This window comes from Microbacterium arabinogalactanolyticum (genome assembly GCF_030268005.1).
GTDB classification, from domain to species: Bacteria; Actinomycetota; Actinomycetes; order Actinomycetales; family Microbacteriaceae; genus Microbacterium; species Microbacterium arabinogalactanolyticum.
The window spans coordinates 286,013-307,736 of the sequence record NZ_BRZC01000007.1 but is presented as its reverse complement, the minus strand read 5'-3'; the positions used below and the strand labels follow the sequence as shown (position 1 = coordinate 307,736).

The window sequence follows — 21,724 nt, the reverse complement described above, 5'->3', positions numbered from 1 at the left end:
GGCCGCATGTCCGAACCGGCTCTCGCCCCGCGCAACGCCTTCCACGGCGTCGTCGCCGTGTGGATCGCGTCGCTGGTGACGGCGATCGTCCTGGGCGTCGTGCTTCCCGAGCAGGCCCGTGTGACCTGGCTCCTGATCGCATTCGGCGCCATGGTGCTGGTGGCGTTCGCCGTGCAGCTCGCCTACGGGCGCGCGCAGGGATTCATCGTGCGGGTCGCGGGCAGCGTCGTCGGCGCGCTCGTCGTGATGGGGCTGGTGTCGGCCGTGTTCGGCCTGGCCGCGCTCGCCGCCGCCCTCTGACGCCACGGGTCGACTAGGTGCGGGCGCAGCGCGCGGGCCGGGGTCGCGCGGAACTGGGCTGGCGTGCTGACTGCCCCGGCAGTGCGGGTCGACTAGACTGATCCGCATGGATCCCGTCGCGCTCGAATTCTTCTTCCTCGGTCTGCTGGGACTGGCGAGCCTTGCGATCGCCTTCGTCGCCGGCGTCGTGCTCGTCAACCTGTTCCGCGGCCAGCGCTGATCAGACGTCCGTCGTGATCGATCTGCCCACGGATCTTCCCGCCGACCTCGCGCCGCTCTCGTGGCTGCTGGGCGTCTGGGAGGGCACCGGTGTCATCGAGTACACCGCGGGCGAGACGCGCTTCCAGGGCGAGTTCTCGCACCGCGTCAGTTTCAGCCATGACGGCGGTCCGTTCCTGAACTACGCGGCGATGGCATCCTTCCTCGGCCTCGAGGGCCAGGACGAGCCCGTGCAGCTGCTCGCCGAGACTGGCTTCTGGCGTCTGGCACGGCCGCGCACCGATGCCGATCCCGGTCCGGCTCTGCTGCCCCCGGCTGTTGCGGGTCCGGAGCGCACCGTCGACGATGTCGAGCAGCTGCGCAGCGCCGACGGGTTCCCGATCGAGGTGTCGGTCGCGCACTCCGACGGCACGCTCGAGCTGTACCTGGGCCGTATCGCCGGTCCCCGGATCGACATCTCCACGGATGCCGTGGTGCGCCCCGCGGGGGCTGCGACCAAGGAGTACACGGCGGCGAGCCGCATGTACGGCCTGGTCGACGGTCACCTGCTGTGGGCCTGGGACATCACCGCTCTCGGCGAGCAGCTGAAGTCGCACGCGTCCGCGCGTCTCGCGAAGGTCTGAGCATGTCCGCTTTCGACGCGCTCCCCGGCGCTGTGCGCGACGGTGACCTGATCACGCACTTCGGCAACCCGATCATCGAGCAGCGGCAGCTCGCGCACGGCGAGGCGCTCGCACCGCTGACGGATCGCGTGCTGATCGAGGTGGCAGGGGAGGATCGGCTCAGCTGGCTGGACTCGTTCACATCCCAGTCATTGGCGCGCCTCCGTCCCGGTGCGAGCACGGAACTGCTGATCCTGGACCCGCAGGGTCGTGTCGAGCACGCGGCCGGCGTGCTCGAGGACGGCGCCTCGGTATGGCTGATCGCGGATGCCGGCGATGCCGAGCAGCTCGCGACGTGGTTGAAGCGCATGGTGTTCCGTTCTCGGGTCACGGTCACGGTGCACGCGGATGCCGCCCTGGTCGGCTTCTTCGCCGGAGGCGGCGCCGAGGGCCGGATCACGGCATCCGCTCCGCACGGTGTCCCGCTGGTCTGGCGTGATCCGTGGCGCGAGGTGCAGCCCGGAGGCCACCAGTACGCGCTCGTGGACGGGCATCCGGCCGCCGATTACGCCTGGAGCGTGGCCGTGGTCGACGACGCATCCGCTCTGACCGGGCCCTTCGCAGGCGCGCTCGCCGCCGAGGCGCTGCGCGTCGCCGCCTGGCGTCCGCGCTGGTCGCACGAGGTCGACGAGCGCACGATCCCGCACGAGTCGGACTGGATCCGCAGCGCGGTGCACCTGAACAAGGGCTGCTACCGCGGCCAGGAGACGGTCGCGAAGGTGCACAACCTCGGGCATCCGCCGCGTCGTCTCGCCGCCCTGCACCTGGACGGCAGTGACGTCGTGCTGCCCGCGCCCGGCGACGTCGTGCTCGCCGGCGATGACGAGGTCGGGCACATCACCTCGGCTGTGCTGCACTACGAGGAGGGCCCGATCGCCCTGGCGATCCTGTCCCGCCGGGCACCCGTCGGAGACCTCGTGGTGCGGTCCGAGGGCGTCGACATCGCGGCCGCGCAGCAGGTCATCGTCCCTGCGGACGCCGGTGCGACCGCGGACGTGCCCCGTCTGACGCGCCTCTCCCGCCGCCCGGTCGGCGAGGACCCCCGCAACGCCCGGGCCGACTGAACCGGTTGTCGTCGACCGCACCGACTCCCGACGTCGATACGGGGCGCAGTCGTCAGGAAGCGGTGCACTCGGATCGAGAGATGGGCGAGACGGCGGATAGGGTCGACGGATGACGGGTGAGCTGAAGACGCGGATGCTGTGGAGCGACCTCCCCGACGAGGTCGTGCGCGAGGTCGAGAGGGTGCTGGACGCACCGGTGGTCGAGGCTGTCAGCCAGGCCGAGGGATTCTCGCCGGGAAGCGCGGACCGTGTCGTCGCCGCGAGCGGGCGCCGGGCGTTCGTGAAGACCGTGCATCGTGACCGCAACGAGGGCGCGTACGAACTGCACCAGCGGGAGATCGAGGTCATGCGCCTGCTGCCCGGCACGGTGAGCGCGCCGGCTCTGCTCGGTTCGCTGGTCACAGAGGAGTGGGCGGTCCTCGTGCTCGCCGACATCGAGGGGCGCCATCCCGGCGGGGAGGGGGACGGGTCGGACGTGATCGCCGTGTTGGACGCCTTCGCGACGTTCCCGAGGCTCGAGGGCGAGTCGCTCTCGACGCTGCCGTCGGCGGTAGACGAGTTCGTCGAGGAGCAGGACAGCTGGCGGGTCATCGAGGCGGAGGACGTGGAGCTGCCGGCCTGGGCCGCCGACAACCGCGGACGACTCCGCGCGGCGGCGGAGCGTGTTCTCGAGGTCGTGGCGGGTGATCATCTCCAGCACTTCGACGGCCGGGCTGACAACGTGCTGATGGATGCCGAGGGCACGGCCTGGATCATCGACTGGCCGTGGGCGTCGGTCGGTGCGCGCTGGATCGACGGGCTGTTCTACCTGCTCGATGTGAGACTGCGTGGAGAGGCCGTCGACGTCGAGAAGGTGCTGGCGCAGCATCCGCTGTTCGACGGCGTGGCGCCGGCCGACGTGGACTCCGCGCTGGCGGCCGTCACCGGGCGCTTCTTCGTGAAGGCTCAGCTGCCCGCTCCGCCCGGCATGCCCACGCTGCGCGACTTCCAGTACCGCGAGGCTCTTGCCGGGATGGAATGGCTTCAGCAGCGGTGGGCCTGAGTCAGGAGGCGGGGGCGACGGTGGACCAGGGGACGGTCAGCTCGCCGAGGCGCCAGCGCGACTTGGTGCCCTGCACCGGGATGTCCTGAGCCCGGAGAGCAGTCACGGCGGCCAGCCACCTCTGCACCGGTCCGAAGGTCGACAGGGGAGCGGCGCGGTCCCACTCCCGGTCGAGTGCGGTGAGCAGGTCATGGACCCGCTCGCCGGGCACGTTGCGATGGATGAGCGCCTTCGGCAGGCGCTCGGCGACGATCCCGGGGCGCTCGAGATCCGCGAGCCGCAGCGAGATCGTGAATCGCACGGGCGCACCGTCGGATGCCACGTCGACCCAGCTCGCGATCCTCCCCACCTCATCGCAGGTCCCCTCGAACAGCATTCCGTCCGGGGCGAGGCGGGAGGCGACGAGCCGCCACGCATCGGCGACGTCCGCCTCGTCGTACTGGCGCAGCACGTTCATCGCTCGGATCACGGCCGGGCGCCGGCCGCCGGGCAGAGGCACTTCGAAGCCGCCCCGCTCGAAGGACACCGGCAGGTCTGAGGCGAATGAGGTCCGACCCGCGCGCACGTTCTGCAGCTGCGAGCGGGCCGTCGCCACGCGCTCCGGGTCGAGTTCGAGGCCGATGACCTCGGCATCCGCTCTGTGCTGCTGCAGCCGCTGGGCGAGCTCGAACGCCGTCACGCCGCTGGCGCCGTATCCCAGGTCGATGACCAGCGGGTCCGCCGCCTTCCGGAACGCCGCGGACGCCGCGATCCAGCGGTCGTTCCGCCGCAGCCGGTTCGTCCCCGTCGTCCCCCGCGTGGGCTGTCCGACAGGTCCGCTCATACCCTCATTCTCCCTTACCCCACCACACCCCCATCCAGGTCGCTCGGCCCCCTCCCCACGCCAGGGTTCACGCTCGTGCACGTGAGGGCGCAGCGACGTTCCCGGAGCGAGCATCGGGGAGGGACCCGCGCAGCGGGAGGGGCACCCGCTCTGCGAGCGAAGGGAACGCCGCTGCGCCCGTGATCCAAGGTCGCTGCGCCCGCCATCCAAAGTCACGGACCTCATCCCACGGCATCCGAAAAGATAGTCTGGATCCCATGACCCGCACTCTGATTCTTCTGCGTCACGGCCAGAGCGAATGGAACCAGCTCAACCTCTTCACGGGCTGGGTCGACGTCCGCCTCACCGAGCAGGGCAAGACCGAGGCACGCCGCGGCGGCGAACTGCTCGCGGAGTCCGGCATCCTGCCCGACGTGCTGCACACCTCGGTGCTGAGCCGCGCGATCCAGACCGCGAACATCGCGCTGGATGCCGCCGATCGGCTGTGGATCCCGGTGACCCGCTCGTGGCGCCTGAACGAGCGTCACTACGGCGCCCTGCAGGGCAAGGACAAGGCCCAGACGCTGGAGGAGTTCGGCCAGGAGCAGTTCATGCTGTGGCGCCGCTCGTTCGACGTGCCGCCGCCCCTGCTCGACGATGCCAGCGAGTTCAGCCAGGTGAACGATCCGCGCTACGTCGGCATCGACGGCGAGGTCCCGCGCACCGAGTCGCTCAAGCTCGTCATCGACCGCCTGCTGCCGTACTGGGAGTCCGCGATCGTCCCCGACCTCGAGGCGGGCAAGACCGTGCTGGTCACCGCCCACGGCAACTCGCTGCGCGGTCTGGTCAAGCACCTGGAGGGCATCAGCGACGATGACATCGCCGAGCTGAACATCCCCACCGGCATCCCGCTGGTGTACGAGCTCGACGACGACAACGTCCCGACCGGCCCCGGCCGCTACCTCGACCCCGAGGCCGCCGCCGCCGGTGCCGCTGCGGTCGCCGCGCAGGGCAAGAAGTAACGCGACAGACGAAGAAGGGCGGATGCTGATGCAGCATCCGCCCTTCTTCGGTCTCGATGGTCAGTTCGCCGGGGACTCCGGAGCGTCGGATGCCGAGGACTGCGCCTCAGCGGCCAGGGCGATGTCCTGCTCGTCCACGGCCCAGTCGCCGGTGGCGAGGTACACGACCTTCTTCGCGACGGCGACGGCGTGGTCGGCGAAGCGCTCGTGGTAGCGGCTGGCGAGCGTGGCGTCGACGGTGGCGGTCGCCTCGCCCTTCCAGTTGTCGCTGAGCACCTTCTCGAACACGCTGGCGTGCAGCTCGTCCACGTCGTCGTCGGCGTTGCGGATGGCATCCGCGAAGCGCAGGTCCTGCGTGCGGAGCAGCTCCGCGAGGGTGCGGGAGATCTCGACGTCCAGCTCGCCCATGCGGCGGAACGTGCCCTTCAGGCCCTTCGGGATCGCGCGCTCCGGGAAGCGCAGCCGGGCGAGCTGCGCGATGTGCTCGGCCATGTCGCCCATGCGCTCCAGCGATGCGCTGACGCGCAGCGCCGTGATGACGATGCGCAGGTCGCGGGCGACCGGCTGCTGGCGGGCGAGGATCTCGATGGCCTGCTCGTCGAGTGCGACGGCGAGGTCATCGATCTTCGCGTCGTCGGCGATGACCTCCTCGGCCAGCGCGACGTCGCTCTCGGCGAAGGCGGTGGTGGCCTTCTCGATGGCCACCGTGACGAGATCGGCGATCTCGGCCAGCCGGGACTGGAGCTCCTCGAGGGACTGGTGGAAGACTTCGCGCATGTTGGCGCAACCTTTCGTCGTGGGGTCGGCACGGATGCCGAGCGGGCACGCGCACACGCGAACCGGGTCGATCATCCCCATCGAAGGTTAACGAATGGTGTCGTGATCGCGAACACTGCCTCGCCCGGCCCGTGACGGCGGTCTGAACGGCGGAAGGACGGGGGTGCTGCCCCTACTCTGGAACCATGCCCTCGCCCCAGCTCGCGCTGTTCGCGCTCGTCATCGGCATCGTCATCGGCGCCGGTGTCGTGCTGCTGGTGACCTGGGCGTACCGCATGCGGATGCAGGCGATCCAGGACACGTCGCAGTCGATCCCGGCGGGGATCACCGAGGTGCTCGCGGGAATGGACGACGCCGCATGCGTGCTGGATCCGTCCGGACTGGTCGTCGCGACCTCCCGCGCGGCGGCGCGCTTCGACATCCGGCCCGGAGCTGTGCTGGAGAACGGCGAGCTGCGACGGCTGGTGCGGGATGTGCGCAGCTCGGGCATCAGCGGCACCGAGACGCTGCGGATCACCGCCGGGAACGTGCTGGACCCGCGCCTGGTGTCCGCGCGGGCGAGCGTTGTCGGTCCGCGTCTGACCCTGCTGATCGTGCGCGACGTCACCGAGCGGGAGCGCCTGGATCAGATGCGCACCGACTTCGTCTCCAACACCAGCCATGAGCTGAAGACGCCGGTCGCCTCGGTCAGTCTTCTCGCCGAAGCCATCGAATCCGCCGCCGACGACCCCGATCAGGTGCGCATCTTCGCCTCGCGCATCATGGCCGAGGCAGGTCGTCTCGGCCAGCTCACCGGCCGGATCATGAGCCTGTCGCGGCTGCAGGCGGCCGAGAGCCTCGCCCAGGTGGAGCCCGTCTCCATCGATGAGGTCGTGCACGCCTCGATCGAGGCGCACGCGGTGCAGGCCGACTCCGCCGGGGTCGAGCTGACCCGCGGCGGCGACCACGGCGCCTGGGTGCGCGGCGATGCGCAGGTGCTCGTCGAAGCCGTCGGGAACCTGCTCGCCAACGCCATCCAGTACTCGCCCCACGGGTCGCGCGTCGGGATCGGCATCCGGGTCGACGGCGACCTCGTCGAGATCGCGGTGACCGATCAGGGCATCGGCATCTCGGAAGCGGATCGGGAGCGCATCTTCGAGCGCTTCTACCGCGCCGACGACGCGCGCTCCCGCCGGACGGGCGGAACGGGGCTCGGCCTGTCGATCGTCAAGCACGCGACCCAGCGCCACGGCGGCGAGGTGCGCGTCTGGTCGCGCGCGGGCAAGGGATCGACCTTCACCATGCGGCTGCCGCGCATCGATGCGCCGGGAGCCGACGGGGCAGGCGCCTCGAAGAAGTCCAAGAAGAAGCACAAGAAGAAGACCGCCAAGCGCGCCCGCACTGATCACGGTTCGATCGGCGCCGCCCGGAACGGAGAGAACGCATGACCCGGATCCTGCTCGTCGAGGATGAGCCCGACCTCGCCGACCCCCTCGCGTACCTGCTGCGCCGCGAGGGTTACGAGGTGGAGATCAGCGAGGACGGACCCGGCGCGCTGGAGGCGTTCCGCGCACGCGGCGCCGACATCATCCTGCTCGACCTGATGCTCCCCGGCATGCCGGGCACCGAGGTGTGCCGGCAGGTGCGCCAGGCCTCGGGCGTACCGATCATCATGCTCACCGCGAAGGACTCCGAGGTCGACATCGTGGTGGGGCTCGAGCTCGGCGCCGACGACTACATCACCAAGCCCTACTCGTCGCGCGAGCTGCTGGCGCGCATGCGCGCGGTGCTGCGCCGGGTGGCGCAGGCGGAGACGGAGATCGACGAGCGCGTGCTGGACGGCGGCCGCGTCACCCTGGACATCGACCGGCACACGGTCGCCGTCGACGGCACCGAGATCAACATGCCGCTGAAGGAGTTCGAGCTGCTCGAGGTGCTGATGCGCAACGCCGGCCGCGTGCTCACCCGTGGTCAGCTGATCGACCGGGTGTGGGGCAGTGACTACTTCGGCGACACCAAGACGCTGGACGTGCACATCAAGCGCATCCGCTCCCGCATCGAGCAGAACCCGAGCGACCCGGTGATGCTGGTCACCGTGCGAGGTCTCGGGTACCGTTTCGAGGCCTGAGCGGGCAGGAAATGCAGAAGAGGCCGGTCCCTGCGGGGACCGGCCTCTTCTGCATGCAGACGGATGTCAGGACGCGGGCGTTCCCGTCGGCGTCGGGGTCGCGGGCTCGACCGTCGGCTTCGGCGAGGGGACGAGATCCTTGAGGTAGGGGAGGGTGCCGTCGAGCACGGGCACCTGGGTGGGCTCGGCGTCGTCGTCGCCGGAGCGGAACAGCACCTCGACGGTGGCGCCCGGCTTCACATCCAGGTTCTCGAAGAGCAACGGGTCCTCGTCGGCGCCCAGGCTCACGTGCTCGCCGGCCGGCACGCGCACCTCCTGCTGCTTGCCGTCCACGTCGATCGTGAGGGTGGCGCTCTCTTCGCTGTCGTTGACCAGCACGGCCACGAGGTTCCCGGCGGAGCCGTCCTCGTCGGCGACGATGAGGGCGTTGCGCACGACGACCGGGCCGCCGGTCGACGAGACGTCCACACCGTCCGAGATGTTCTTGATGTCCACCGTGTTCTGCGGGGTCATGAACGTGCAGCCGGTGGCGCCGAGTGCGATCGTCACGCCGAGCGCGGCGGCGGCGATGAGGCGCGGAGCGAGGGACGCAGCAGAGCGCGAGTTCACGGATCCTCCTGAGATGCGACGGGTGTCCTGCCTCAGTCTAGTGGGTTCGCGCCCGTTCTCCGGGACCGGCCGAACGCCGGACGACGTCCACCGGCGCGAACCTTAGTACATAACGGCTGTGGTATCCTGGAGATTGCCGAAAGGACACGTTTTTATGCTTTTTGAGGTTGGCGAAACCGTCGTCTATCCGCACCACGGGGCTGCGACGATCATCGAGGTCAAGGACCGGGTGATCAAGGGGGAGACGAAGAAGTACCTGAAGCTGAACGTCACGCAGGGGGATCTCATCATCGAGGTGCCCGCTGAGAACGTCGACCTGGTCGGCGTCCGCGACGTGATCGGCCAGGAGGGTCTGGACCACGTCTTCGAGGTGCTGCGCGCGCCGTTCACTGAGGAGCCGACCAACTGGTCGCGTCGCTACAAGGCGAACCTCGAGAAGCTCGCGTCGGGCGACGTCATCAAGGTGAGTGAGGTCGTCCGCGACCTGTGGCGCCGTGACCAGGACCGCGGCCTGTCCGCAGGTGAGAAGCGGATGCTGGCCAAGGCCCGTCAGATCCTCGTCTCGGAGCTGGCTCTCGCCGAGAAGATCGACGAGGACAAGGCCGGCGGCCTGCTCGACGAGGTGCTCGCGTCCTGAGCGCGATCGACTGATTCCACGAGGAGGGCGGATGCTGCGGCATCCGCCCTCCTCGTGTTCTCGGACGCCGGCGGCCGCGCGGTAGCGTGTGAGCGTGACTCCGTACTCGGCCCCCACGACGGCGATCATCATCGTCGCCGCCGGTTCCGGCACGCGCCTCGGCGCCGGCGTGCCGAAGGCGCTCGTCGACATCGACGGTCGCACCGTGCTGAGGCACGCGCTCGAGGGCGTGTTCGCCGCGCAGCCGATGCACGTGATCCTCGTCGCGCCACCCGGGCACGAGCAGGCAGCGGCGGACGAGCTCGAGGATCTCAACAGCGAGCACGACTGGCGGGCCACGGTCGTCGTCGGCGGCGAGACACGGCAGCAGTCGGTGACGGCAGGCCTTGCCGCCCTCGGGGACGGGATCGAGGTCGTGCTCGTGCACGACGCCGCCCGCGCCCTGACGCCCTCCGCGCAGATCGATGCGGTCGCGGCCGCCGTGACCGCGGATGCCGGCGTGATCCCCGCCCTCGCGGTGATCGACACCCTGAAGCGCGTCGAAGGGGACGCCGTGGTCGAGGCCGTCGACCGGTCGGTCCTGGCCGCGGCGCAGACGCCGCAGGGATTCCCGCGAGGGCCGCTCGAGGCCGCATACGCCCGGGCACTCGAGACGGGGGAGGAGCACACCGACGACGCGGCCCTGTTCGCCGCGGCGGGCGGCGCGGTGCGCCGCATCGCCGGCGACGAGCGCGCGTTCAAGATCACCACACCCGCCGACCTGGAGCGTGCGCGGATGCTGCTGCATCCGGCGCAGCCCGGGTTCCCGCTCCCGCAGGGGCCGCGCATCGGCGTGGGCACGGATGTGCACGCGTTCGGCGGCGAGGGGAACCTCTGGCTCGCGGGCCTGGAATGGCCCGATGAGCAGCCGCTGTCCGGGCACTCCGACGGCGACGCGGTCGCGCACGCCATGGTCGATGCACTGCTGGGCGCCGCCGGACTCGGTGACATCGGCGAGCACTTCGGCACCGCGCATCCGGAGTACGCGGGTGCGCACGCCGACGTCTTCCTGGCGCGCACCGCGCGGATGCTCGAGGAGGCGGGGTTCGCGATCGGCAACGTCTCGGTGCAGTTCCAGGGCAACCGCCCGCGCTTCAGCGCCCGTCGAGCCGAGGCGGAGGCCGCGCTCTCGCAGGCCCTGGGCGGAGCATCCGTCTCGGTGTCCGCGACGACCACCGACGGCCTCGGCTTCCCCGGCCGTGGCGAGGGCATCTCGGTCACCGCCGTCGCGCTGGTGCTGCCCCGAGGGGCCACCGGATGAACGAGCTCACCTTCCGCCAGCCCCGGCGCACACTGATCCTGGTGTTCGGGTTCGTGTACCTCGTCGTCGTGCTGACGGCCATGATCGTGAACTTCGATGCGCTGGCCGAGATCGTGAACGGCACTGCCGCCGGCGCGGGAGCGAAGGCCACGGGCATGATCGTCGGGGCGCTCGTCTTCGTGCCGCTGATCGCCCTCGGAGCACTGGCGACGCAGAAGGTGCGGCTGCGCCAGGACGCCGAGACGCTGAACGTGAGGATCGGCCGAAGCGAGAAGCATCTGCGACGCAGGGACATCGTCGGATACACGGTGAACGAGCCTCGCGTCGGCAGCATCCGGCTCCGGGCCGAGGACGGCGGCGTGCTGCAGGACCTCCACCCCCGGATGCAGGATCACGCGGCCGTGCTCGCGTTCATCGACGGAGACGACAGATATGCCGAAGCCGGACGGACCACGGCCTTCCGGGGCAGGGTGAACGTCGTCACCTACGCGCTGCGGGGTCGCTGAGCGAAATCCCGCAACGCCCAGGTGCGTGGACCACGGCCCCGGTAGTCTTGTGCGGTGACGATCCGCCTCTACGACACCCGCGCGCAGGAACTGCGCGACTTCGTTCCGCTCGACTCCTCGAACGTGACGATGTACGTGTGCGGGCCGACCGTCCAGTCGGGGCCCCACATCGGGCATGTCCGCGCGGCGCTGAGCTTCGACATCCTGCGCCGCTGGCTCGAGCTCCGCTTCGGGCGCGTGACCTTCGTGCGCAACGTCACCGACATCGATGACAAGATCCTGGCGAACGCCACCGAGGCCGAGCCCTGGTGGGCGCTCGCCTACCGGATGGAGAAGGAGTTCACCGAGGCGTATGCCGCCGTCGGCATCCTTCCGCCGACCTACGAGCCGCGTGCCACGGGCTTCATCCCGCAGATGCACGACCTGATCGCCGCGCTCATCGAGCGCGGCCACGCCTATCCCGCCGCCGACGGCTCCGGCGACGTCTACTTCGACGTGCGCTCCTGGCCGGCATACGGCGAGCTCACGCGGCAGTCCGTCGACGCGATGGAGGCCGCGGCCGACGCCGACCCGCGCGGCAAGCGCAACCCTCAGGACTTCGCCCTCTGGAAGGGTGCGAAGCCCGAGGAGCAGGCGGATGCCGTGTGGGCCTCGCCCTGGGGAGCCGGGCGCCCGGGGTGGCACATCGAGTGCTCCGCCATGTCGAAGCGCTATCTGGGCGCCGAGTTCGACATCCACGGCGGCGGCCTCGACCTGCGCTTCCCGCACCACGAGAACGAGCTCGCGCAGTCCACCGCAGCCGGCGACGGCTTCGCGCGCTACTGGGTGCACAACGGCCTGGTGACCGTGGGCGGGCAGAAGATGTCGAAGTCGCTCGGCAACTTCACGCTCGCGAAGGACTTCCTCGACGGCGTCGATCCGATCGTGGCGCGCTACGCCCTCGCGGCCGCGCACTACCGGTCGAGCCTGGACCTCACGGAGTCGACTCTGTCCGAGGCCGAGGCGGCGCTCGGACGCATCCGCGGGTTCATCGAGCGCGCCGCCCGGGTCACCGGCGGCGTCGGCTGGATGGCGCAGCAGTCGCTCCCGCAGGCGTTCAGTGCCGCGATGGACGACGATCTGGGCGTGCCGCAGGCGCTGGCCGTCCTGCACGAGACCGTGCGCTCCGGCAACGCGGCGCTGGACAAGGGCGATGCCGAGGGAGTGCGCACTGCGCTCCAGGCTGTGAAGGCGATGACCCACGTTCTGGGCATCGACCCTCTGTCGAGCGAGCGGGGGACAGGGGGCTCGGATGCTGCGGGATCCGCTCTGGACACGCTCGTGCAGACGATGATCGCGCAGCGTGCGCAGGCGCGCGCCGACAAGGACTGGGCCGCGGCCGATCGCATCCGCGATGCGATCGGCGCGGCAGGAATCACTCTGGAGGACACTCCGGACGGAACACATTGGAGTATCGATGGCTAAGCCTGGCCGCCCCGGAGCGGGCAACAGCAAGAAGAAGGGCGCCTCCAAGGGCACCGGCGGTCTGGGCCGCAAAGCCCTGGAGGGCCGCGGACCCACGCCCAAGGCGGAGGACCGCAGCTGGCACGTCGCCGGCAAGCGCAAGGCCGCCGCGGAGCGCTACGCCGCGGCCGGCGGCAAGGGCAAGCCGGGCCAGAAGCCGCAGCCCAATCTGAACCGTCAGTCGCGCGGGTCGAAGCCCGCAGACGACACCGAGACCGTCACCGGGCGCAACTCGGTGCTCGAGGCACTGCGCACCAAGATCCCCGCCACGGCGTTCTACATCGCCCAGCGCGTGGAGATGGACGACCGCGTGAAGGAGATGCTGGCGATCACGCGGCACCGCGAGATCCCGGTGCTCGAGGTGACCCGGCAGGAGCTCGACCGGATGGCCGGCTTCGACGGCGTGCACCAGGGCGTGGCGCTCAAGGTGCCGCCGTACGAATACGCGCACCCTCAGGATCTGCTGGAGCAGGTCATCGACCGCGGCCAGACGCCGCTGTTCGTGGCGCTCGACGGCATCACCGACCCCCGCAACCTGGGAGCCATCATCCGCTCCACGGCTGCCTTCGGCGGGCACGGCGTCATCCTGCCGCAGCGCCGCTCGGCGAGCGTCAACTCCGCCGCCTGGAAGACGAGCGCCGGGGCTGCAGCCCGCCTGCCCGTCGCGCTGGCGTCGAACCTGACCTCCATGCTGAAGGAGTTCAAGAAGCAGGGCGTGTTCGTGCTGGGCATGGACGGCGACGGCGACGTCATGCTCCCGCAGCTCGAGCTGGCCGACCGTCCCGTGGTGATCGTGATCGGGTCCGAGGGGAAGGGCCTCTCGCGGCTCGTCGCCGAGACCTGCGATCAGATCGTGTCGATCCCGATCTCGGCGGCCACCGAATCTCTCAACGCCGGCATCGCGGCATCCGTCGCGCTGTACCAGGTGTCGACGGTTCGCGGCGGACGGGAATAGCACGGGAGGCCGGCGCCTTGACCCTGACGGACTCATTCGTCAGCGGAAGGAACGCACATGGCTCGTATCGTCGTCATCGGAGGAACCGGCTACGCCGGAGCGCACTTCGTCCGTGAGGGGGTGAGCCGGGGCCACGACGTGGTCGCTGTCGCCCGCAAGGCGCCCTCCGACCCGATCGAGGGTGCGACCTACGTGCAGGGTTCGGCACTCGACGTCGCCGGCCTCGGTGACGTGCTCGACGGTGCGGATGCCGTGATCTCGACGATCTCGCCCCGCGGCGACATGGCGGACAAGGCGATCGACGCGCTGAGCGCGCTGATCGCGAAGCTGAACGGCACGTCGACCCGCCTCGGCGTCGTCGGCGGCGCGGGCGGCAGCCTGGTCGCACCCGGCGGCCCGCGGCTGTTCGATCAGGGCTTCCCGGAGGAGTACAAGCACGAGGCGCAGGTCGGCATCGACTCGCTCGAGCTGCTGCAGGAGTCCGGTCAGGGCGTGGACTGGTTCTTCGTGCACCCGGCGGAGGTCTTCGGCCCGTGGGCCGAGGGCGTTCGCACGGGCGACTACCGCGACGGCGGCGACGTGATCGTGCGTGACGCCGACGGCAACTCGACCATCTCGGGCGCCGACTTCGCGGTCGCGTTCTTCGACGAGATCGAGAACCCGAAGCACCGCCGCGAGCGCTTCACGGTCGGCTACTGACCTCGAGCCGCCGGAGGGGCGCGGTCCCTCCGGCGGCCGTGATCGTCGTCGATCAGCCGAGGCCGAGGCGCTCCGCGTGACATGCGGCGAGAGTCACCGCGGGTTCTCCCGCCGCCACGCGACATAGTGGGCCACGGCCTTCCCGACGTCGAACTCCGGGACGAAGCCCGTGGTCGTGCTCAGCCGCGAGATGTCGAGATACGGATGCTGCGGGGTGCCGTCCCCGCCTCCGGTCAGGCGCGGACGCGAACCGGGCAGCGCGTGAGCGATCGCATCGGCGAGCTCGCGGTTCGTGAACGTCGATCCGCTCGAGACGTTGTAGATGGTGTGGTCGAGCGTCTCCGTCGTCATCAGCAGGGCGATCGCGCGGCCCACGTCGGGGGCGTACCCGAAGTCGCCGCCGCCGTCGGCGTCCAGGGGTGCGGGCTCCTCCCCGCGCTGCACGGCGCCCACGATCGGCGGGACGGCGCTGAACGGGGTCTCGGGATCCATCAGCGGGCCCCAGGTGCTGCCGATCCGCAGGATCACCGGCTGGATGCCGCTGCCGTGCAGGGCATCGGTGACGATCGGCTCCACCGCCTTCTTGAAGGCGATGATCGACAGCGGCACCTCGACGGCGGGGAGGGCGAGTTCCTCGTGCCACGGCCTCTCCTCCTGTCCGATGTAGACGCCGATGCTGCTGGCGACGGCGAATCTGCGCACGTTCCAGGCCAGGGCCGCGTCCAGAGCATTGAGCAGTCCCGTCAGGTCGTGCCGGAAGAAGTCCACGGTGTCGGCTCCCGGGATGCTTCCCGCCAGATGCACGATGTCGGTGATGGAGTGCCGGTGCCCGAGCGCAAGGAAGGCCTCGCGGTCGGTGACGTCGAGGACCTCGACGGTCACGCGGCCTGCCAGGAAGGACGGAACGTCCGTCCTGTGATGACTGGTCACGACGACGTCCGCGCCGGACTCGACCAGGGCCAGCGCGGTGTGCGCCCCGATCGCCCCCAGACCGCCGGTGACGAGGATCATCGGCGGACCTCGTAGTGGATGTGGGTGACATCGGGGGCGGGCACGACCTCGACGATGTCCAGGCCGATGTGCTCGGGAAGCTCGTGGAAGTAGCGCCGCCCGGAGCCCAGCAGCACCGGAACCACGTGGAGCACCAGCTCGTCCACCAGGCCCGCCTTCAGCGCCTCCGTGGTGATGACGCCGCCCATGAGCGCCACGTCCTTGTCTCCTGCGAGACGCTTCGCGAGGCTTACAGCATCGGCCAGTCCGGTGGTGACGATGTGCTGACGCTCCGAGGCGGGGGCGAGGTCGTGGTGACTCAGCACGACGAGCGGCGCGGTGGGATGCGGTGCGCCACCTGCGAAGTCCTCGGAGTCCGAATAGGTCGTGTGCCCGGCCAGGCTGGCGCCGACCCGGCCGCCGACCGCGTCGAAGAAGGGAGCGCTGGCAGCGGTCAGGGTGAAGCCGGGGAACAGTCCGCTCGCCACGTCACCGCTGGTGTACCAGTCGAAGAGGACGCCGCCGTCGCCGAGCCCGTGTCCCGGGCGAGGATCACGACCCGTGATGAACCCGTCGGCGGAGACGGACAGTGCGGTGATGACTCTGCTCATGTGCTTCCCTCTGCTCGATCTCTGTTCGGCACGTCTGTCCGTCGGATGCTCGGTCCATGCCGCGCCGCGAGTGCCGCTCGGCCCGAATCTACGGTCCCTCTCGGCGCCGCGGATTGAACGAATCGTGCACGAGCGGTCCCACCGCGACTCAGTGGTTCGTCCCGACCGGTCGCACCTGCAGGAAGGGGAGGTACGACGCGGAGTGGTCGTGTCCGCAGGCGCAGCCGCCGGTGCCGCCGTGCAGCAGCTGTGCCGGAGTCACACCGGTCAGTCGCACGCATTCGCGGCTCAGATGCGCCTGGTCGGCGTATCCTGCGACGGCGGCGAGGCCGGCGATGCTCCGGGTCCCGTGGGGGAGCCGACCCGCCGGGCCCGCCTGGGCGAGCGCGAGGAACCCCTGGAATCGCAGAGTGCGCTGCAGCACCTTCGGGCTCAGGCCGACGACGCGAAGGCACCGGCGACGCAGTTGGCTCTCGGAGAGCGCGAGCCGATCGGCCGTGGAGCGCACGTCGACCGGCCGCCACGGCATGAGCAGTGCCGCGGCCTCGCGCACGAGCGGGTCCGGGTGCTCGGCGTGCCGGAACTCGTCCGCGAGCCGTTCCTGCAGGACACCGAGTGCGGCTGCGCTGGTGGATGCGAGAGCGACCGCCTCCGCGAGGGCGTCCGCAGGCGATCCCCAGAGGTCGCGCAGGAGCACGCGGGCGTCGACGAGCTCATCGAGGGCTACCGGCAGGGGGAGCGGTGAGCCGGCGAGGAAGCGCACGCCGAGCACGGTGGTGTGCGCGGGTATCAGCTCCACCTGGGGCCGGGTGAGCGCGCCGAGCAGGATCGGATCGCCGCCGACCGGCACGTGGAGCTCGACCCCGCCGGTGGGCAGATGCCGCTGCTGGTACGCGGCATCCCCGGTGTCCTGGATCCAGGCCGTGCGGGCGACACCGCGCAGCGCCGGGATCGGGAGGCGCTCCAGGTAGGAGGCGGAGGACACGGGCGGGTCTCCGTCGTCTCAGCGCGTCGGCCGCAGGGCCTGACGCATCCGGCGGCGCCAGAGGAGCACCGCGATCACGATCACGGGTATCGCGAGGACCGCCTGCTCCACCTTCATCCAGCCGGGATATCCCGAGTCGGGGGCGACGATGAGCAGTGCGACGCCGATCGGTGCGATCGTCGCCACCAGCCGCATCCGCGTGTAGGCGCGACGACTGCCGCGCCGCACCGCGGTCGTCACGAGGATGAACGCGAAGCACGCGACGGTCACCGCGATCCCGCGCAGCCACATCACCCAGTTCACGTCGCCCGGGTCGGTGAAGGCCAGCACCGCGGTGACGGCGAGCCCGAGGAAGGAGACGATCCCCGCGGCGGCCCAGAGCCGCTTGACGTGGTCGAGGTCGCGGACGGCACCCGCATCGAGGAGACGGTCGGTGGTCATGGCTGGTTCCCTTCCGCACGCGCGGTGGCGCGATCGTAGATGGCGACGATCTCGGCGATCTCCGCGGCGTCGTCGCGGGGGGAGAGGGTGCGCCGGTAGGCGAACTCGTCGATGGTGGCCCGGATGCTGCGCGCCATGACCTCCGCATCGAACTCGCCGAACTCCCCGGCGTGCTGGCCCTGCGAGAGGAGGACGGAGAGGAGCATCACGGAGACGTCGTCGCCAGAACGCGGGCGGCCGCTCCCGCGGACGATCTCGGTGACGGCGATCGCCTCGGCCGGATGGCCGGACAGATACTCGAGGTTGGAGCGGATGTACGCCGACAGCTTGGCGCGGAAATCCGATGCGGTGTCCATGGCCGGTCGCATGATCTCGGCAGCATCCGACACCACCTGCATCACCACCGCCTCCGCCAGCCTGTCCTTGGTGTCGAAGTGGTACGAGATGAGCCGGGTGCTGCTGAGGCGCCCCACCTCGCGGATGCGCGAGAAGGTCATCGCGGCGTAGCCGCCCTCGGCGAGGGCCTGAATCGTCGCCGAGACGATCTGACGACGGCGCCCCTCGGTGCGGGCGTAGGTCCTGGTCTCCGGTGTCACACCGAAAATATTACTCGCGTGAGTAATTTGCGCAAGGGGTCTCGGTCAGACCAGGTCGCGCCAGTCGATCGCCGCGGTGTCGTCGGAGACCTCGACCGATCCGGTGATCACGGGCAGGCTCATCGTCTCGGTCGGCGGGCCCATGATCGTGGCCTCGTCGCGGCGATGCCGCAGCACGTCGTTGATGTAGCTCGTGAGCACCTCGGCGAGCGGCACGGATCGGCCCTGCGCCTGGGACAGGTACCAGCGGTGCTCGAGCACCTGGTGGTACACCTCGGCGGGTTCGAGCTTCGCGCGAAGGTCGTAGGGGATGGCCCGCACCACGGGCTCGAACACGCGGGTCAGCCATTCGTGCGCGTAGATCTCCTCATCCCCGAGATCCTTCTTGGAGCGCACCCGGAATTCGTCCAGATCGTTCAGGAGCCGGCGGGCCTGGTTCTCCTCGACATCGAGGCCGGTCAGGCGGATCAGCCGGCGCTGGTGGTGCCCGGCGTCCACGACCTTCGGCTGGATCCGCACCGCGGTGCCGTCCGGGGTGGTGACCATCGACATCTCGTCGATGTCGAAGCCGAGCGCGTTCAGCTTCTGCACGCGCTCCGTGATCCGCCATGCCTCGTCCACGCCGAACGACTCCTCGTCGGTGAGCGCGTTCCACAGCGACCTGTAGGACGAGACGATGCCGTCGGCGATCTCGAGGGCGTCCACGCCGCGCTCGAGTCGGCCGCCCGCGGCGAGATCCATGATCTCGCCGGCGATGTTCGTGCGGGCCAGATCCAGATCGTAGGAGCGCTGCCCGTCGGTGAGGCCCTCCTCGTGCAGCTCGCCGGTCTCGGCGTCCACCAGGTAGGCGGCGAACGCCCCGGCGTCGCGGCGGAACAGGGCGTTCGACAGCGACACGTCGCCCCAGTAGAACCCGACGTTGTGAAGTCGCACCATCAGCAGCGCCAGCGCGTCCACCAGCCGGTCGGCGGTGTCGGGGCGCAGCACCTGCGTGAACAGCGCGCGATAGGGCATCGAGAAGCGCAGGTGGGAGGTCACCAGCGCGGCGGGCAGATCCCTGCCGTCGCTGTCGCGTCGACCCGCGATCACGGCCACACGGTCCACGCAGGGCACGTCGAGCTTCGCCAGGCTGCCGAGCATCTCATACTCGCGCTGCGCCATCTCCTCGGTGGTCTCCTTGACGGCGACCACGCGGCCGGACAGGTCGGCGAACCTCACCAGATGGCGGGACAGGCCCTTGGGCAGCGAGACGATGTGCTCGGACGGCCACTTGCCCAGGGGCGTGCTCCAGGGGAGTGTGAGCAGACCGGGATCGATCGAACTGGCGTTGATGCGCAGCGACTGCTTCTTCATGCGTCCTCCGCGGGGTGTGGGGAAGCGGATGCCGGGGGAGTGTCGTGCTCCGGAAACGCCGCGGCGCGGGTGACCCGTGAAGGTCGACCCGCGCCGCAGTGCCTGATGATCAGGCCGAGACGATCGGCTTCTCGTTGAGACGCTCGCCGGACTCGATGTCGAACAGGTGGACGTGACCGGCGACGGGCGCCAGCACGACGGTGTCACCGGCGTTCGGGTGACGACGGCCGTCGACGCGTGCCACCAGGTCGGTGCGCTTGCCGTTGATGTCGGTGTGGCCGTACAGGTAGCCGTCGGCGCCGAGCTCCTCGACCAGATCGACGGTGACCGAGAGGCCCTGGCCGTCCTCGGGCGCGACCACGATGTCCTCGGGGCGGATTCCGACGGTGGCCGAGTTGCCCTTGGCCTTGGCGACCGCGGCGGTCTCGGTCGCGACGTTCTTCGTACCGAACTGCACGCCGCCCTCGGCGAGCGGAAGCTCGAAGAGGTTCATGGCGGGCGAGCCGATGAAACCGGCGACGAAGACGTTGTTCGGGGTCTCGTACAGCTCACGCGGCGAGCCGACCTGCTGAAGCAGACCGTCCTTGAGCACCGCGATGCGGTCGCCCATGGTCAGGGCCTCGGTCTGGTCGTGCGTGACGTAGACGGTGGTGACGCCCAGGCGACGCTGCAGCGACGCGATCTGGGTGCGGGTCTGCACGCGCAGCTTGGCGTCGAGGTTCGACAGCGGCTCGTCCATGAGGAACACCTGCGGCTGGCGGACGATGGCGCGGCCCATGGCGACGCGCTGACGCTGACCACCCGAGAGGGCCTTCGGCTTGCGGTTCAGGTACTCCTCGAGGTCGAGGAGCTTGGCGGCCTCGAGGACGCGCTGTGCGCGCTCCTCCTTGCCGACGCCGGCGATCTTCAGGGCGAAGCCCATGTTCTCGGCCACGGTCATGTGCGGGTACAGCGCGTAGTTCTGGAACACCATCGCGATGTCGCGGTCCTTCGGCGGCACATCGGTGACGTCGCGGTCGCCGATCAGGATGCGGCCGGCGTTGACCTCTTCGAGGCCGGCGAGCATGCGCAGCGAGGTGGACTTACCGCAACCGGAGGGGCCGACCAGAACCAGGAACTCGCCGTCGGCGATCTCGATGTTCAGCTTGTCGACCGCGGGGCGGGTTCCGCCCGGGTAGATGCGGGTGGCCTCGTCGAACGTAACGGTTGCCATTGTTTCTCCTTCACCGGCAGGTACGTGCCGGACGATCCGTAGTGATGGAAGCGGTGGGCCTGCGCCCGCCGTGACCCGCCATCGGGTCGTGATCAGTATTGCACGGCGCGTGCGCGTCTGGGTATTTCCCAGACTGCCTCCGTAACATCGGATCCGGTGCCGCACCCGTAGCGGCAGCGGGATCCCCCGTCCCATCCGATCTTTCAAGAGGAACGATGTCGAGCGACGAAACGCCGAACGTCCCTGCCGCTCGCAACTCACGCGAAGCCGTGCGGGAGAAGGCCCAGCGAGTGCATGCGCAGCAGTCGCGTGCCCGCGTCATGCGACGAGTGATCATCGGGCTCGTCGCGGCGGTGGCCGTGGGGTCGATCGGCACGGCCGTCGCGTTCGCCGTCAGCTCCTCGATGTCCAAGCCGATGCTCAGCCCCAGCGGCATGACCGACGACGGCGTGACCGTGAGCGACGTGACCCTCGCCTCCGGCAGCACGGACATCTCCCCGAACGCATCGCCCACGCCCTCCGAGGCGGCTGCGACGCCGACGCCCAAGACCACGGAGAAGGCCGCCGAGCCGACCCAGATCCACATCTACGTCGACTACCTGTCGGCGGGCGCCGCCGAGTTCGAGAAGGCCAACGCCCGTCAGCTGGCCGGCTGGATCAAGCAGGGCGCCGTCACCGTGACCTACCACCCGGTGGCGCTGCTGATGGCCAGCTCGAACGGCACGAAGTACTCGCTGCGGGCTGCGGCCGCCGCCGCCTGCGTGGCGACGTACTCGCCGGATCAGTTCTTCGACTACAACCACGAGCTGCTCACTGACCAGCCCAAGATCGACAGCGACGGCCGCTCGGACGTCGAGCTGGCCGACCTGGCGGTCGCGGTCGGCGTGCAGAACGCCAAGAAGGTGCGCTCCTGCATCGAGGGTCAGGACTTCGTGAGCTGGGCGAAGGATGCCACGGCCCGCGCTCTCGAGGGTCCGCTGCCGGGTTCGAAGGACCTCAAGCTGAACAACGAGGCGCTGATCGTCGTCGGCGGCCAGGCGTATGTCGGCGCGCTGAACAACCCTGCGGAGTTCTCGCAGTTCGTGCTGACCACCGCCAGTGACGAGTACTACGGCGAGACCGACCCCACCCCGACGCCGACGCCGCCGGCGTCGCCCGCGCCCACCGAGACCGCCACGCCCTGACGCGCGGAGCGCGTCCCGGCCGTCGCTATGCTTGTGAGCGGCTTCGGCCACCCTCGCCTCCTTAGCTCATCTGGTAGAGCAGCGGCCTTGTAAACCGCAGGTGGCCGGTTCGAGTCCGGCAGGGGGCTCTGCGAAGCGGAAGGCCCG

24 protein-coding genes and 1 tRNA gene are annotated in these 21,724 nt (G+C 70.0%); 15 read left to right on the top strand and 10 right to left on the bottom strand.

Going from position 1 to position 21,724, the window contains the following annotated elements; genetic code table 11:
• The first annotated feature begins 6 nt into the window (after positions 1–6).
• The 4 genes from MIAR_RS12955 to MIAR_RS12940 all read left to right on the top strand — a co-directional run bounded on the left by MIAR_RS12955 (position 7) and on the right by MIAR_RS12940 (position 3,287).
• Positions 7–300 carry a hypothetical protein gene (locus MIAR_RS12955; protein WP_285636610.1) on the top strand — a complete coding sequence of 98 codons (294 nt, stop codon included), beginning with the start codon at positions 7–9 and terminating at the stop codon, positions 298–300.
• A 233-nt stretch (positions 301–533) separates the two neighbouring features.
• On the top strand, positions 534–1,142 hold the full coding sequence (locus MIAR_RS12950; RefSeq protein WP_285636608.1) for a heme-binding beta-barrel domain-containing protein: 609 nt from the start codon (positions 534–536) through the stop codon (positions 1,140–1,142).
• A gap of 2 nt (positions 1,143–1,144) precedes the next feature.
• Entirely contained in the window at positions 1,145–2,245 is a 1,101-nt protein-coding gene (gene ygfZ / locus MIAR_RS12945; protein WP_285636606.1) for a CAF17-like 4Fe-4S cluster assembly/insertion protein YgfZ, read from the top strand.
• A 109-nt stretch (positions 2,246–2,354) separates the two neighbouring features.
• Entirely contained in the window at positions 2,355–3,287 is a 933-nt protein-coding gene (locus MIAR_RS12940) for a protein kinase family protein (RefSeq protein ID WP_285636603.1), read from the top strand.
• 1 nt (position 3,288) lies between these two features.
• Here MIAR_RS12940 and MIAR_RS12935 read toward each other — a convergent pair whose 3' ends face one another.
• Positions 3,289–4,110 (bottom strand): class I SAM-dependent methyltransferase, encoded by an 822-nt coding sequence (locus MIAR_RS12935; protein WP_285636600.1) that lies wholly within the window; start codon positions 4,108–4,110, stop codon positions 3,289–3,291.
• 257 nt (positions 4,111–4,367) lie between these two features.
• Between MIAR_RS12935 and MIAR_RS12930 the strand changes: the two genes are divergently transcribed.
• Complete coding sequence (locus MIAR_RS12930) at positions 4,368–5,111, top strand: phosphoglyceromutase (protein ID WP_285636597.1); 744 nt, start codon at positions 4,368–4,370, stop codon at positions 5,109–5,111.
• Positions 5,112–5,171: 60 nt separating this feature from the next.
• On the opposite strand, the gene phoU is transcribed toward MIAR_RS12930, so the two are convergent.
• A complete protein-coding gene (gene phoU, locus MIAR_RS12925; protein WP_285636595.1) occupies positions 5,172–5,888 on the bottom strand; it encodes a phosphate signaling complex protein PhoU in 717 nt (238 codons plus the stop codon).
• Between the two features lie 185 nt (positions 5,889–6,073).
• Here phoU and MIAR_RS12920 point away from each other — a divergent pair, with 185 nt between their 5' ends.
• Together MIAR_RS12920 and MIAR_RS12915 are read left to right on the top strand one after the other, a co-directional pair.
• Positions 6,074–7,315 carry a sensor histidine kinase gene (locus tag MIAR_RS12920; RefSeq protein WP_285636592.1) on the top strand — a complete coding sequence of 414 codons (1,242 nt, stop codon included), beginning with the start codon at positions 6,074–6,076 and terminating at the stop codon, positions 7,313–7,315.
• Complete coding sequence (locus tag MIAR_RS12915; protein ID WP_285636584.1) at positions 7,312–7,995, top strand: response regulator transcription factor; 684 nt, start codon at positions 7,312–7,314, stop codon at positions 7,993–7,995. The genes MIAR_RS12920 and MIAR_RS12915 overlap by 4 nt, the downstream gene beginning before the upstream one ends.
• A gap of 66 nt (positions 7,996–8,061) precedes the next feature.
• On the opposite strand, the gene MIAR_RS12910 is transcribed toward MIAR_RS12915, so the two are convergent.
• Positions 8,062–8,604: a DNA modification methylase gene (locus tag MIAR_RS12910; protein WP_285636581.1), complete on the bottom strand. Its 543-nt coding sequence runs from the start codon at positions 8,602–8,604 to the stop codon at positions 8,062–8,064.
• Between the two features lie 154 nt (positions 8,605–8,758).
• On the opposite strand from MIAR_RS12910, the gene MIAR_RS12905 reads away from it, so the two are divergent.
• The 6 genes from MIAR_RS12905 (at position 8,759) to MIAR_RS12880 (ending at position 14,204) form a co-directional block, all read left to right on the top strand.
• Complete coding sequence (locus tag MIAR_RS12905; protein WP_285636578.1) at positions 8,759–9,241, top strand: CarD family transcriptional regulator; 483 nt, start codon at positions 8,759–8,761, stop codon at positions 9,239–9,241.
• An 88-nt stretch (positions 9,242–9,329) separates the two neighbouring features.
• Positions 9,330–10,541, top strand: coding sequence for a 2-C-methyl-D-erythritol 4-phosphate cytidylyltransferase (gene ispD / locus MIAR_RS12900; RefSeq protein ID WP_425561602.1), 1,212 nt, complete (start codon positions 9,330–9,332; stop codon positions 10,539–10,541).
• Entirely contained in the window at positions 10,538–11,047 is a 510-nt protein-coding gene (locus MIAR_RS12895) for a hypothetical protein (RefSeq protein WP_285636572.1), read from the top strand. Before ispD ends, MIAR_RS12895 begins: the two co-directional genes overlap by 4 nt.
• Before the next feature lie 54 nt (positions 11,048–11,101).
• Entirely contained in the window at positions 11,102–12,511 is a 1,410-nt protein-coding gene (cysS, locus tag MIAR_RS12890) for a cysteine--tRNA ligase (RefSeq protein WP_285636569.1), read from the top strand.
• Positions 12,504–13,505, top strand: a complete 1,002-nt coding sequence (gene rlmB / locus MIAR_RS12885; protein WP_285636566.1) for a 23S rRNA (guanosine(2251)-2'-O)-methyltransferase RlmB — start codon at positions 12,504–12,506, stop codon at positions 13,503–13,505. Before cysS ends, rlmB begins: the two co-directional genes overlap by 8 nt.
• 57 nt (positions 13,506–13,562) lie before the next feature.
• Positions 13,563–14,204 (top strand): NAD(P)-dependent oxidoreductase, encoded by a 642-nt coding sequence (locus MIAR_RS12880; protein WP_285636564.1) that lies wholly within the window; start codon positions 13,563–13,565, stop codon positions 14,202–14,204.
• 93 nt (positions 14,205–14,297) lie between these two features.
• On the opposite strand, the gene MIAR_RS12875 is transcribed toward MIAR_RS12880, so the two are convergent.
• The 7 genes from MIAR_RS12875 to MIAR_RS12845 all read right to left on the bottom strand — a co-directional run bounded on the left by MIAR_RS12875 (position 14,298) and on the right by MIAR_RS12845 (position 20,393).
• A complete protein-coding gene (locus MIAR_RS12875) occupies positions 14,298–15,215 on the bottom strand; it encodes an NAD-dependent epimerase/dehydratase family protein (RefSeq protein ID WP_285636561.1) in 918 nt (305 codons plus the stop codon).
• Entirely contained in the window at positions 15,212–15,805 is a 594-nt protein-coding gene (locus MIAR_RS12870) for a dihydrofolate reductase family protein (RefSeq protein WP_285636558.1), read from the bottom strand. Before MIAR_RS12870 ends, MIAR_RS12875 begins: the two co-directional genes overlap by 4 nt.
• Before the next feature lie 148 nt (positions 15,806–15,953).
• Positions 15,954–16,790: a helix-turn-helix domain-containing protein gene (locus tag MIAR_RS12865; protein WP_285636555.1), complete on the bottom strand. Its 837-nt coding sequence runs from the start codon at positions 16,788–16,790 to the stop codon at positions 15,954–15,956.
• Positions 16,791–16,808: 18 nt separating this feature from the next.
• Positions 16,809–17,231, bottom strand: coding sequence for a hypothetical protein (locus MIAR_RS12860; protein ID WP_285636552.1), 423 nt, complete (start codon positions 17,229–17,231; stop codon positions 16,809–16,811).
• The gene (locus tag MIAR_RS12855; protein WP_285636549.1) at positions 17,228–17,827 is read right to left on the bottom strand and encodes a TetR/AcrR family transcriptional regulator; all 600 of its coding nucleotides are present in this window, start codon (positions 17,825–17,827) and stop codon (positions 17,228–17,230) included. Before MIAR_RS12855 ends, MIAR_RS12860 begins: the two co-directional genes overlap by 4 nt.
• A 45-nt stretch (positions 17,828–17,872) precedes the next feature.
• Positions 17,873–19,180: a DUF4032 domain-containing protein gene (locus MIAR_RS12850; RefSeq protein ID WP_285636546.1), complete on the bottom strand. Its 1,308-nt coding sequence runs from the start codon at positions 19,178–19,180 to the stop codon at positions 17,873–17,875.
• 109 nt (positions 19,181–19,289) lie between these two features.
• On the bottom strand, positions 19,290–20,393 hold the full coding sequence (locus MIAR_RS12845) for an ABC transporter ATP-binding protein (RefSeq protein WP_285636543.1): 1,104 nt from the start codon (positions 20,391–20,393) through the stop codon (positions 19,290–19,292).
• Positions 20,394–20,608: 215 nt separating this feature from the next.
• Between MIAR_RS12845 and MIAR_RS12840 the strand changes: the two genes are divergently transcribed.
• Together MIAR_RS12840 and MIAR_RS12835 are read left to right on the top strand one after the other, a co-directional pair.
• Positions 20,609–21,577 carry a DsbA family protein gene (locus MIAR_RS12840; protein WP_285636541.1) on the top strand — a complete coding sequence of 323 codons (969 nt, stop codon included), beginning with the start codon at positions 20,609–20,611 and terminating at the stop codon, positions 21,575–21,577.
• Between the two features lie 55 nt (positions 21,578–21,632).
• Positions 21,633–21,705 (top strand) — tRNA-Thr (locus MIAR_RS12835).
• The last annotated feature ends 19 nt before the right edge of the window (positions 21,706–21,724 follow it).